The 12,709-nt window shown below is 65.6% G+C and carries 10 protein-coding genes; 2 read left to right on the top strand and 8 right to left on the bottom strand.

The window, feature by feature from the left end:
- The first annotated feature begins 410 nt into the window (after positions 1-410).
- Both CFB47_RS29015 and CFB47_RS29020 read left to right on the top strand, forming a co-directional pair.
- Positions 411-980, top strand: coding sequence for a M35 family metallo-endopeptidase (locus tag CFB47_RS29015; protein WP_256946766.1), 570 nt, complete (start codon positions 411-413; stop codon positions 978-980).
- Between the two features lie 15 nt (positions 981-995).
- On the top strand, positions 996-1,445 hold the full coding sequence (locus CFB47_RS29020) for an OmpA family protein (RefSeq protein ID WP_089463051.1): 450 nt from the start codon (positions 996-998) through the stop codon (positions 1,443-1,445).
- 143 nt (positions 1,446-1,588) lie between these two features.
- Here the strand turns inward: CFB47_RS29020 and CFB47_RS29025 are convergent, their stop codons facing one another.
- The 8 genes from CFB47_RS29025 to peaA form a co-directional block, all read right to left on the bottom strand.
- On the bottom strand, positions 1,589-2,779 hold the full coding sequence (locus CFB47_RS29025; protein WP_089463052.1) for a phosphotransferase enzyme family protein: 1,191 nt from the start codon (positions 2,777-2,779) through the stop codon (positions 1,589-1,591).
- Positions 2,780-2,820: 41 nt separating this feature from the next.
- Positions 2,821-3,453, bottom strand: a complete 633-nt coding sequence (gene pnuC / locus CFB47_RS29030; RefSeq protein WP_089463053.1) for a nicotinamide riboside transporter PnuC — start codon at positions 3,451-3,453, stop codon at positions 2,821-2,823.
- 59 nt (positions 3,454-3,512) lie between these two features.
- Positions 3,513-5,744 (bottom strand): TonB-dependent siderophore receptor, encoded by a 2,232-nt coding sequence (locus CFB47_RS29035; protein WP_089463054.1) that lies wholly within the window; start codon positions 5,742-5,744, stop codon positions 3,513-3,515.
- 486 nt (positions 5,745-6,230) lie between these two features.
- Positions 6,231-8,003: an AMP-binding protein gene (locus tag CFB47_RS29040; RefSeq protein ID WP_256946767.1), complete on the bottom strand. Its 1,773-nt coding sequence runs from the start codon at positions 8,001-8,003 to the stop codon at positions 6,231-6,233.
- A 45-nt stretch (positions 8,004-8,048) separates the two neighbouring features.
- Positions 8,049-9,167: a quinohemoprotein amine dehydrogenase subunit beta gene (peaD, locus tag CFB47_RS29045; RefSeq protein ID WP_089463055.1), complete on the bottom strand. Its 1,119-nt coding sequence runs from the start codon at positions 9,165-9,167 to the stop codon at positions 8,049-8,051.
- A 28-nt stretch (positions 9,168-9,195) separates the two neighbouring features.
- Positions 9,196-9,519, bottom strand: coding sequence for a quinohemoprotein amine dehydrogenase subunit gamma (gene qhpC / locus CFB47_RS29050; RefSeq protein WP_014900223.1), 324 nt, complete (start codon positions 9,517-9,519; stop codon positions 9,196-9,198).
- Position 9,520: 1 nt separating this feature from the next.
- The gene (gene peaB, locus CFB47_RS29055; RefSeq protein WP_089457710.1) at positions 9,521-10,951 is read right to left on the bottom strand and encodes a quinohemoprotein amine dehydrogenase maturation protein; all 1,431 of its coding nucleotides are present in this window, start codon (positions 10,949-10,951) and stop codon (positions 9,521-9,523) included.
- A 71-nt stretch (positions 10,952-11,022) separates the two neighbouring features.
- The gene (peaA, locus tag CFB47_RS29060) at positions 11,023-12,636 is read right to left on the bottom strand and encodes a quinohemoprotein amine dehydrogenase subunit alpha (RefSeq protein ID WP_179258992.1); all 1,614 of its coding nucleotides are present in this window, start codon (positions 12,634-12,636) and stop codon (positions 11,023-11,025) included.
- Positions 12,637-12,709: the final 73 nt, after the last annotated feature.

Genomic DNA, 12,709 nt, shown 5'->3' on the forward strand with positions numbered 1-12,709 from the left:
TACGCGACGCCCAAGCGCTCCCGTCCGATCCGATGATGCCGTCAATTTTCATCGGACTCGTCTCATCGCTCCCGATCATTCAATTCGGTCGCGTCAAAATCATAAAAATATTTTTCATCCGAAAATTTCGAACGAGTTCTATAGACATAGTCACTCGAAAATATGACTTTTCAAGGTTCCGAAAACACAAGCGTAACTATGCCTCTCCACGCCCCCGGATCGGGCGGAATCCTTGAAAACCTAAACAGCAGAGATTTGAAAAGATGAACAATTTCTCCGATCGCAACGATTATGATTTTGACGCAGACGAAGACAACGAATGATTTATCGTTCACTCCGGGGCCGTCACCAACACAAATCCGGGGTCGATGGTTCATGTTTACATCAATACGACCCCTATCTGCCCCAACATGACCAACAGAGAATTTAGAGTTATGGTCGCGAGACTGATTAAATGGTCCACAATTCTAGTGAGCCGAAGAGTCACCGACCTGAAGCAATATGACGAAAGAACCAAAGAAAGGATGATCTATTGGTTCAATCGGTGCGATGAGAATACAAGACAATATCTTATCAACGGCTTCTCACGACAGCTCTCTGTTCTTAAAACAATAACACCACACAACTTCGTTCGACCTGATCCGAAACTCGATAGAATGTTAGGTTGCGTCCCGAATATGGGTGAAATTGACAACGAGGCCGCTCATGTTTGCGGGCCTAACACGGAGCGCAGGCTTATAAGTATCGCCGAGAAATTTTGCACCGGCTTGCGTGATCAGAATATGTATGGAGATTCCCGCCTATCTACGCTCATTCACGAAGTAACACATTTCGTTGACACCTTCGGTAGCCGTGACCCTCGTTACGGGCTCGACCCCACGGCAGCCGCATGGGCAAGAGCCAATCCCGAACTGGCATTGAGAAATGCGGATACACTCACCGGCTTCGTGATCTACGGCGAAGATTTATTTGCAGAGTAAGGAGCTGGAATCAGCATGAGAATTTTTATCTCGGCACTCATCGCACCCATCGCAGCGTCGTTCTTTTTCTCCACCCATGCCGCAGCAGAATGCCAGGGATCACAAAATCTGCCGTCACAGCAATTTTTCGTGGCTTTCTCGCCCAACAGTCACGAAGTCTCCAAATCCGAACGGATGCGAATTGAACGATGGGCCTCGACAATGAACACCAAGTATCCAATACAAAACTGGATCGACATCATTGGCAGTGCATCAGGAAATGAAATTAGCCCCGATCAACTTGCAACGAAACGTGCTTCGGCAACGGCGAAGGTGGTCATAGACAGCGGCCTGACAAACGCGCCGCTTCAGATCAAAACGCAAATTTATCCAGCCAATAGCACAACCGAGTCACCATCGGACACCCGCGAGGTCACCGTTCAAGTGAGCCCCGGCTGCCCCGACAACTGCTGTACGGGCCGTTGACATGAACGCCGCCGCGCTTGCGTTGAACCCCACACATCCAGCGCTTTCGCGCGACGGCCCATCGAATCTATCCGGGCGAGATTTCGATGTTCGAATCGACAATGATTCGAGCGTAACTGAAGCTATCCGGGTGTTCTCAGGAATCAAACGGCCCCTCGCTTCGCCCTCCGCCGCTGCACGAGCCAGTCAAGCAATTGCCGCCCGTCGCGCTCGCCGAACCAGCGAGCATGCCCGATCAGGTAACCGTCGTACGCGATGTCGACGATGGCCGGCGCATCGATGATGCAGCCGAAATAAGCGACTTCCGACAGCGCGAACTCCGTATGCACGATCGGCAGCAGCGCGACCAGCGCCGCATAGGCTTCGTCGCCCAGCGGTTCGAGCGATTCGTACCCGTCGAGCAGCGCATCGATCTGCGCGTACTCGACGCGCCGCGCATCGGCCGGCGCCATCCAGTCGACCGTATTGCGCTCGATCGCGAGCGCGAGATCCATCACCGCGCAGGTGCGATCCGACAGCCCGAAATCGAGTACGGTCCGCACTTGCGCGCCGGGCCCTGCCTCCGTCCACAGGAGGTTCGACGCATGCCAGTCACCATGCGTCCACAGCGGCGGCAGCGCAGGCAGCAGCGGCACGAGGCGCGCATGATACGGGCCGATCGCGTCGGCCACGTCGCCGCGCCAGTCACGCGCACCGAGCGCGCGCACGAGCAGCGGCTGCGCGTCGACCCAGCGTTCGAGCGCGCCCGCCAGATCGGCGGACGACAGCACGCGAAAGCTCGACAGCAGCGTCCGCACGGGCCGCGCCGGCGCATCGTAGCCGGCCGACGCGCGATGCAGCTCGGCCAGCGCGCGGCCGGCCGCGTACGCGTGAGAAGCATGCGTGAACGGCTGCCACGACATCACGCCGCGATACGGGTCGACGCCAGGTGCCCGTACGTGCACCTCGTAGGTCCAGTCGCCGGATGCGAATGCGGTCGCGCCGTCGCGATCGGCAAGAATGTCCACCACGGGCATCCCGCGCTCGCGCAGATGCGCGATGAAGCGATGCTCTTCCTCGAGCCCTTCCACATCACGCAGGCTCACGTGATGACGCTTGACGAACAGCCCGCGCCCGTCCGTCATCTGCACCAGGACGGCCGCCGCGAACTGCCGCGGGCTGTGCCACGTGAGCCGCGCCGGCTCGCCGACGCCGTCGATCCGGGCGAGCACCGCCGCCACCTCGTCGTGCGTCATCAGCGGCCAGTCGCGCTCGGCCTGCTCGCCGTCGACGCCGAATTGCGGCGGCGCGACGTCACGCGACAGGGATCCGTCCGGCTCGAGGGGGAATGACATGAACGACGTTGCTCCGTGGTGAATTCAGATCGGCACGCGGATCAGCGCGCGCCGCTGCCGGTTGCCAGCGCACCGCCGGCCGCCGCGCGCAGCGCCGCGGCCGTGCGGCTCCAGTCGCGCCAGCCGACGACGGCCAGCCCGATGAACAGCGCATAGAGTCCGGCCGTCAGATACAGTTCCTTGAACACGAACATCCCGACGTACACGACGTTCACGACGATCCACAGCCCCCACGACGCGATGTAGCGCCGCGCGGTCCAGTATTGCGCGACGAGGCTGAACGCGGTCAGCGATGCATCGACGAACGGCAGCGCCGCATCGGTCCAGCGCGCCATCATGCCGCCGAGCAGCGCGCTACCGACGACGGCCGCGATCAGGTCGGGCAGCATCTGCAGCGGCCGCACGCCCGTGACGGGTGCGACGTCGCCCGCCGGTGCCGCACTGCCATTGGCCTCGCTGGCGCGCTGCGCGAGCCAGCGTTGCCAGCCGTACACCTGCAGCACCGCGAACGCGCCCTGCAGCAGCATGTCCGAATACAACTTCGCGTCGAAGAAGATCCAGCCGTACAGCGCGACCGACACGAGCCCGACCGGCCAACACAGCATGCGCCGCTTCGCGGTCAGCCAGATCGCGAGCGCGCTGACGATCACGCCGGCGATTTCGAGTGGGGACATCGTCCGTGCTCTCCAGGTTAGCCGCCGGGGCCGCGCATCACGCGGCCGGTTCCGGTCGGTCAGAAATCATAGGTCAACGACACGCGCGCGGTGCGCGGCGCACCCGGGAACAGGTACGCATCGCCCTGCTGCTCGCCCGCGTCGCGCCAGTAGAACTTGTTGAACAGGTTGTCCACCGACACGCGCAGCACCGTGCGATGGCCGCCGATCTTCGTCGTATAGCGTGCGCCGAGATTGAACACGAACCACGACGGCACGCGCGCTGTGCCCTCCTCGTTCGCGTTGCGGGCCGCGCTGTATTCGACGCCGCCCAGCACGTTCAGCCCCGCGACGCCCGGCACCGCGTAGTCCGCATACAGCGACGCGCGCAGCGCCGGCACGTTGATGATCTGGTGCCCTTCGTACGCCGGCGACCCGGAATCGTACGCACGCGCACGAATCGCCGCGACGCTGGCCGTCAGCCCCAGGCGCTCGGTCACGCGCCCGGCCGCGCCGAGCTCGATTCCCTGGTGCCGCTGCGTGCCGCGCTGCACGAACGTGTAACTCGTGCCCGATGCGTCCGGGTCGGCGAACTGGAACGGCTTGCTGATCGAGAACACGGCGGCCGTGAGGCTCAGCCGGTCGAGCCAGTCGTATTTTGCACCGACCTCGAACTGGTGCGATTCGACCGGCGGCAGGAACGCATACGCGTTGGTCGCGCGCACAGGCGCCTGGTCGCCGAGCGACAGCGCCTTGCTGTACGACGCGTACAGCGACAGCACGTTCACCGGCTTGTAGACGAGCGCCACTTGCGGCAGGAACACCGAGCGGTCGGTATGCGTCGCGTCGCCGTCGAGGCTGCTCCAGCTGCGCTGGCGCAGCAGCACTTCCTTGCCGCCCGCGAGCACCTGCCAGTGTTCGCCGATGCTGATGCGATCGAGCCCGAACACGCCGTACTGCCACGCATCGAGGCGCGGATACGATGGACCGGGCGAATTCGGCGACGGAGAAAACGTCGTGTCGGGCCCGTAGACGTTCTCGCTGCCCACGTAGTCGTACACGGCGTCGGCCATGCTCACGACGCGGCGCTGCACGCTCACGCCGAGCGTCAGCTCGTGCCGCAGCGGGCCGGTCGCGAACTTGCCGGTCGTGACCGCACGCAGGTCGTCATTGCGACGATATTCGCCGGGGCTGCGGAAGTCGTAGACGTCATAGTCGCCGTTCGCGCCGAAGAAGAACGGCGAATTCGTGCCGGCCACGCAGCTACCCTGTGTCGAGCAACCATAGGCGAACGCGCTGTTGTCGTCGATCATCGTGCGGCTGCGGCCGGCGGCGATGTAGGCCTTCCAGTCGTCGTTGAACTGGTAGTCGAAGCGCGCGTTCAGGTTCAGTGCGTCGGTCGTCACCGGTTTCGCCCACGGCTGCGTGCCGAGCGCCTTCGACGTCGTCTTGACCGACGGCACGACGGTGCCCCCGAGCAACTGATAGCCGGGTGCGGAACGCTGGATCCACTGCTGGAATTCGGCGTTGAGCTGCAGGCTCGCACGCGGGCTGATGTCCCAGTCGGCGGCGATCGAGCCGAACGTGCGCCGTCCGTTCGTGCCGTCGATATACGAGTGCATGTTCTCCTTCGCGGCATTGATCCGGAAGCCGAACTGATTGTCGGGGCCGAAGCGGCGGCCGAGATCGACGGCCGCCGACGTCGAGCCGCGGCTGTCGACGCCGCCCGTCACGCTCGCGACGTTCGCCGAGCGCTTCGTCACGAAGTTGATCACGCCGCCCGGCGCGACGACGCCGCTGTCGATGCCGGCGAGCCCCTTCAGGATCTCGACGCGCTCCTTGTTCTCGAGCGGCACGTTCTGTTCGCCGGACACCGTCAGCCCGTCGATCCGGATCGCGCTCGCGAGATCGACCGGGAAGCCGCGGATCGCGAAGCCTTCGAAATAGCCGACCGGCGCATAGTCGTTGACGACCGACGCGTCGTTGCGCACGACGTCGCTCAACCGCTTCGCCTGCTGGTCGTCGAGCTGCGCGCGCGTGACGACGCTCACCGACGCCGGCGTGTCGCGCAGCGGCGTGTCGTCGAGCCCCGCGACCGATGCGTTGCGTACACGCAGCGCATTGCCGCGCTCGCCGCTCACCGTAATCGTCGGCAGCGTCGCGCTGCCGGCTGCCTCCGTGTTCGGCGCCGGCGTATCGCCCTGCGCCGCGGCGGCCTGGGCCGCGAAAAGCGTGATGCCGAGACCGACGCCAAGCCCGACTTTCGCGCGCCGCCGCCGTGCGCGCGACGCTGTTGTTCTATTCACCGTCATTGTTCTGGATGGAAAACTCGCCACTCGACCTGTCGAAACCCGTTACGAAGCTGCGAAGCGTGCCCGCACATGAGCCCGCGATGGCCCCCGGCGAACCGCCGGACATCGTGGGCAAGCCGGCGCGACATTCATCCGACGAATCGGACGACCCGGCCGCATGCGGGCCGTTCGATCGGGAAAGCGCAGGATGGGCATCGGAGGCCGGCGACGCGCCGGGCGCCGACGCAGCCGCCGATCCGTGGATCGGGTGCCTGTCGGGCGGCCGGCTGCCTCGCGCGGTCATTTCATGCGGGGGGACGCTTCGAACGCCCCGGCGCGGGCGCCGGACATTTGCGTGCACCGTTCGTCGGGGCGGTGGATGTCCGTCGCGCGCGACATCGCGGCGTGGCGCGCATTTTACCCCGGGCGGACGGGGCGGCAGGGAAAGCCGCCCGGCGGATGGTTGTCGCAAGTGTCGCGGGCGGCAAGGCGGCCGCCCGTCCGGTACTACGCGGTATCGGCGGCTTTCAGCCCCCATGCGTCGATCATCTGCTGGCGCATCACGAACTTCTGCACCTTGCCGGTCACCGTCATCGGCAGCTCGTCGACGAAGCGGATGTAGCGCGGAATCTTGTAGTGCGCGATCTGCCCGTTGCAGAACGCACGCACGTCGTCCTCCGTCATCTGCTCGTCCGCGCGCAGCACGATCCACGCGCACAGCTCCTCGCCGTACTTCGCGTCCGGCACGCCGAACACCTGCACGCTCTGAATCTTCGGATGGCGGAACAGGAATTCCTCGATCTCGCGCGGATAGATGTTTTCGCCGCCGCGAATCACCATGTCCTTCAGCCGGCCGACGATGTTGCAGTAGCCGTCCGCATCGAGCGTCGCGAGGTCGCCCGTATGCATCCAGCCGTCGACGATCGTCTCCTGCGTTTTTTCTTCGTCGTCCCAGTAGCCGAGCATCACCGAATAGCCCTTCGTGCACAGCTCGCCCGTCGTGCCGACCGGCACGATGGCGCCGCTCGGATCGACGATCTTCACTTCCAGGTGCGGCTGGATGCGCCCGACCGTCGTCGTGCGCTTCTCGAGCGGATCGTCGGTCGAGCTCTGGAACGACACGGGGCTCGTCTCCGTCATCCCGTACGCGATCGTGATCTCCGACAGGTGCATCTGCGACACGACGCGCTTCATCGTCTCGATCGGGCACGGCGAGCCGGCCATGATCCCGGTGCGCAGCGTCGACAGGTCGAATTTCGCGAACTCGGGGTGATCGAGCTCGGCGATGAACATCGTCGGCACGCCGTGCAGCGCGGTGCAGCGCTCGTCGGCCACCGCCGCGAGCGTCGCGACCGGGTCGAACGCCTCGCCGGGGAACACCATCGCCGCACCCGTCGACACGCAGGCGAGCACGGCCAGCACCATCCCGAAGCAGTGATACAGCGGCACCGGGATGCACAGCGTGTCCTGCTCGCTGAACCGCATCGCCATCGCGATGAAGCGCGCGTTGTTGACGACGTTGCGGTGCGTGAGCGTCGCGCCCTTCGGGCTGCCGGTCGTGCCGCTCGTGAACTGGATGTTGATCGGCTCGTTGGCCGAGAGCGTTGCGCCGATCGCATCGAGCCGCGCGACATCGAGCGTGTCGCGGCCGCGCGCGACGACGTCCGGATAGCGCAGCATGCCCGGCGTGCGGCCGTCACCCATCCGGATCACGATGCGCAGCGCCGGCAGCCGCGCCGCATGCAGTTCGCCCGGCGCGCAGTGCGCGAGTTCCGGCGCGAGCGCCTGCAACATCTCCAGGTACTTCGACGACTTGAACTGCTCGGCCGCGATCAGCGCGCGGCAGCCTGCCTTGTTCAGCGCGTAGTCGAGTTCCGCGAGCCGGTAGGCCGGGTTGATGTTGACGAGGATCGCGCCGATGCGCGCGGTCGCAAACTGGGTGAGCAGCCATTCGACGCGATTCGGCGACCAGATGCCGACGCGGTCACCCGGCTCGATCCCGAGCGCGACGAGGCCGGCCGCGAGTACGTCGATCTCGTGCGCGAACGTGTGCCAGTCCCAGCGAATGCCCTGCTCGCGGAACACGACGGCCGGCCGCGCCGGAAAGCACGACGCGGTGTCGTGCAGCAGCGCGGCGACGGTCGCATCCGACAGCGGCACGTCGGTGCGGCCCCGCACGATCGACACGCCGTCGAGCGGCACGCCGGTGGCGATGGCGGTGGCGGTGGCGGTGGCGGTGGCGGTGGCGGTGGCGGTGGCGGTGGCGGTGGCGGTGGTCATGGTGTCTCCTGATCGGCCGCGCCGGCCCGCGGGCCGGCGCGTGCATCATCGTGTAAACATCTGCGCGGTCGTGATCGCCATGTCGCCGCCCGGCACGCGAATGTCCTTCAGCTTCTTCAGCGTATCGGCGTCGTACACGGCAACCGTGTTGAAGGTGCCCGCGAGGTAGAGCTTGCTGCCCTCGCGATTGAACGACAGGCAGTAATACGAATGATCGAGCGGCGCGGCCTCGACCAGCTTCTCGTTCTTCACGTCGTACTTCGCGAGCCGGTTCAGCACGCCATACATCGCGTTCGGATCCTTCGGCGACAGCCCGCCCGTGAAATACACCTCGGTCACCGGCGTGAAATCCTTGACCGTCGCGTTGCCCGTCTTCAGATCGATGTCGACGTAGCCGTACATCGTCTGCGCGGAGGCCGGGTCCTTCTTCTCGTCCTTGAAGCGGTCGGCCGTATAGAGCAGGTTCAACGTATGCTGCGGACGCTGCTGCGGCCACACGTACAGCACGTCGGGCTGGCCGTGCAGCGGCTGCTTCCAGTTGCGCAGCGGCACCGCGACGTCGTACTTGCCGGTCTGCGCGTTCATCCGGTAGATGTCCGCGCCGACGATGAACAACGATCCGTCGTCGGCGGCCTGCAGCATCGTCGTCTGGCGCGGTGCGGCGAAGGTGCGCACCGGCTTCGCGTCGAGTCCGCCATCGGTGCGGTACACCTGCAGGCGCGGCGACTGTACTTCATAGCTGTCGCGGTTCAGCTTCGTCGGGTTGACGACGCTGTAGATCTCCTTGCCGTCGGGGCTCAATCCGACCGAGAACATCGCGCGCGCCCGCTCGTTGCCCGCTTCCGCGAGCTCCGCATGGAACACGGTCCGGCACGAATCGAGATCGACACCGTACAGGTCGCCGTAATGGTTGTTCAGCACGTATGCGCGCGTACGGTCCGGGCTGATCTGGATCGTGCCGGGGCCGAACGCGTCGGGCAGCGAGCAGGTCTTGACGACGCTGTCGGTGGCCGTGTCGATCACCGTCAGGTTGTTCGGATAGTTCGTGACGGCGAGGTACTCGTGGCCGGCCTGCAGCGGGCCGTCGGCGGCGGCCGACAGCGACGCGGCCGAGGCAAGCACGGCGGCGAGGAGCGCGCGGCTCAGGGGTGTCGTGAATCGCATGGAGAATCCTTGATCGGTGCCGGGTGGATCACTTGTCTTTGGGGAACACGCTGCCGAGCTGGCGCCAGTCCGCGCCCGAATCGGTCGCGTGCTTGTTCCAGTCGGGATAGGTGCTCATCATGTCGGGCACCTGCGCGGGCCACCAGCACGGGTCGGAGCAACCGTAGAGGTCGGCCTCCATCGGCTGGCACAGCGACGCGACCCCGCCGAACACGTCCGTTTCCCAGCCGGGGTCGGTCGTCGACGTGCAGCCCGCGACGGACGTCATCGCGACGACTTCCTCGAGGCGATCCTGCTGCACGGCCTCCTCGAGCTTTTTCGCCTTGTTGTTGAGCGGCTTCAGATGTTTCATGTCAGTTCGCCTTGCGCGGAGTGATGTGGTTGTCGATGAACGCCGGGTTGCCGGCGATGATCCGGCTGTAGACCTCGATGCCGAAATCGATCCAGTCGCGCATCAGCTCGCAGTAGTGGTAGGTCGGATGCGCGGGGTCGCCGTAACGCGCGTAGCTCTCGTGATAGCAGCCGCCCGAGCACAGGTTGCGGATCCGGCACGTTTCGCAGCCGGTGCCGCTGCGCTCGAGGCGTTGCGACAGGAAGTCGTTGAGCTCCGCCTGCGCGACGCCCTCATGCACGTTGCCAAAAGTCGGCAGCGCCGAGCCGGTGAAGCGGTGGCACAGGTTCAGATCGCCCTTGTGATCGACCGCGAGCATCTTGAGCCCGGCGCCGCACGGCAGCGACTTCTTGTGCCCTTCGTGCAGATCGGTGATCAGCTGGTGCAGGTTCGAGAAGCCGATGTTGCGGTTCTCGAGCGCGGCGGCCAGGTAGCGCCGGCCGAGCGCCTTCATGTTCGCGAACACCTGCGCGAGTTCATCGGTCTGCAGGTTGAACGTTTCGAGCTGTCCCGATGTGACCGGCGCGAAGCCGACTTCCGCGAAGCCGAGCTCGTTGAACAGGTGATCCCAGATGCCTTCGATGTCGGTCACGCCGCTCGTCAGCGTCACGCGCGCGCCGACCGGGCGGCTACGGTAGCGCTTGAGCAGCATCTCGACCTTGCGGCGCACGACGTCGTAGGTGCCCGCGCCGCCGACCGTGCGGCGGTTCAGGTCGTGGATCGAACGCGGCCCGTCGATGCTGACCGACAGCCCGAAGCGATGCGCATCGAGCCAGTCGATGATCTCCTCGGTCAGCAGCGTCGCGTTGGTCGTCATCACGAACTCGACCTGCTTGCCGAGCGCGCCGAAGCGCAGTTCGCAATACTCGACCATGCATTCGATCAGCTTGCGGTTGCTGAGCGGCTCGCCGCCGAAGAACACGACCGTGTAGCGCGGCAGGTCGGGCGATTCCTTCAGCAGCATCTCGACCGACGCCTTCGCGGTGTCGATGTCCATCCGCCGCCCGGCGGACGGCGTATCGAGGTCTTCCTTGTAACAATACGTGCAGCTCAGGTTGCAGCCGGTGTTCACGTTCAGCACGACCGTGTCGATCGCGGTGCGCTCGACGCGCTTCACCGCAATCTCTGGCGTGAGCGGCGAGCCGTCGCTGACGACCTCGAGGGCCATCAGCTCGCCAAGCGTCTCGGCGAGTTCGCCGTGCGGCGAGCGGCCGGCCAGCCGCGCGAACAGCTCGTCGGCCGTACAGCTGCTCGCACGCAGCGCGTCGATGATGTCGGCCGTCACGCGATCGGCCGCGAACAGCGAGCTGCTCGGCACATGAAACATCAGGCGCTCGTCGTCGACGCGCACTTCGTGCACGTTGCGTTCAACCACGTTCAACAGGGCGCTCATCGGATTCTCCTTGCGTTCGTCGGATTCGGACCGGGCCGCGTTGCGGCCCGGCGCGCGGACATGCGGACCGTTCAGGGCAGCGGCGGGTTGTTCCAGCGCTGCACGCCGACGATCATGTGCCCGGTGCCCGTCACCGTGCGTGCCCCGTCCGTCACCGTCGCGACGACGTTCAGGTTGCCCGTGTTGTTGGTGCCCATCCGGCGCGCGGGGTTCGGGCCCGCGTTACCCGGCGTGAAGATGCCGGTCGACGCCTGCATCGTGCCGGCGAACTGCGTGTCGCGATCGCCCTTCGACTGATCGTCGAACGGGGTGACCGACCATTGCGCGGGCACGACGCCGATGCGGAACGGCTTGCCCGCGCCGTCGACACCCCAGGCCACCGCGTCGAAACGCCCTTCGACCTTCGGCGTCGAGCCGCCGTTGCCGCCGATGCGCGCAACCGCGTAGTCGGGTTCGACCTTCACGTCGTGGATCTCGCGATAGACCGCGAAGCCGTCCGCATGCGCGGCGCCGACGCTCACCCGGCGCGCGCCGGCCGCGCTGCCGTCGGCGGCCTTCACGCGCACCCGCACGTACTGCGGCGTGCGCTCGAGCACCGATGCAACCGTCACGCCCGTGCCGAACGCAGGCGTGCCCTGCAGGTTCGCGCCGACGATCGTCACGTCGGTCTCCTCGCCTGCCTTCACGTAAGCCGGCTGCACCGCCACGATCTGCGCGTTGCCGAGCTTCGCCGCGTTGAAGTCGAGGCCGCGTTCGTCATGGGCATCGTCGAACATCCGGCCGCGCAACGTACCGTCGCTCGCCATCAGCACCTGGCGCATGGTCGTGTCGCCAATCTTCACGCTCGCGCGCCATTCGTAGCCGGTGTAAAGCGTCGCGGTGCCGGTGCCGACGAGCGGGCTGCCGTCCGCGAAGCGGCCCTTCAGCTCGACGTCGAAGCGGTCGCCCGCGCCACCCTTCACCGTCATCGTGCCGTACGCATCGCCCTTGCCCGGCATGTGGCCGCCGAAGCTCCACGTGCCGGCCAGCGCGGTCGCGGGCGGATGGTGCTGCTTCCACGCGGTCCATGCGTTGCTGTCGTACGGGTAGTCCTTCGCAAGCATCGGCGCGATGTCGGTGAGCGCGATCTTCAGCCAGTCGCGGTCGCGGCCCATCGCCGAATACTCGATCGACGGCCACTGCCCGAGATGGAAGTTCACGAGCTTGTCCCATTCGGCGACCGGGCGGCGCTGCAGCAGCGGGCGCGCGGCCGAGTGGCAACGCGCGCACATCTGCTTGAATTCCTCGTTGCCGACGGTCTCCTGCGTGTTCAGGCGGCGCTCGGGCGCGTACCGGAAATCCTTCGACTCCGACGGCGCAAGCCCCTGCGTATCCGACAGGTACTTCACCAGAATGCGCCGTTCGTCGTCGCTGATCGTGAGGCCGTGCATCGTCTGCATCCGCGCGATCGTCATCAGCCAGCCTTCCGGCGTCTTGCGCTGATGGCTGATGCGGCTCCACGAATCCTTCGACTCGGCCGCGTGACACGCCGCGCAAGTCTGGCTGAGGATCGCGTGAGCGTCGCGTGGTGCCTGGGCCTGGGTCTGCGCCGGCACGGCGCCCGAGGCCAGTGCGAGCGCACCGGCGGCCACGACGGCCGCGGCCGCCCGGGGCCGCCGGCTGCGTCGAATGAAAGTCTTGAACAAGGCTCTGCTCCTTTACGTGGGGTCTCGAATCGTCCGGCCTGCAGCGCTGCGGCGCTTGTCTCATGCTCTTCAA

It is taken from the genome of Burkholderia sp. AU27893, assembly GCF_002223205.1.
GTDB lineage: Bacteria > Pseudomonadota > Gammaproteobacteria > Burkholderiales > Burkholderiaceae > Burkholderia.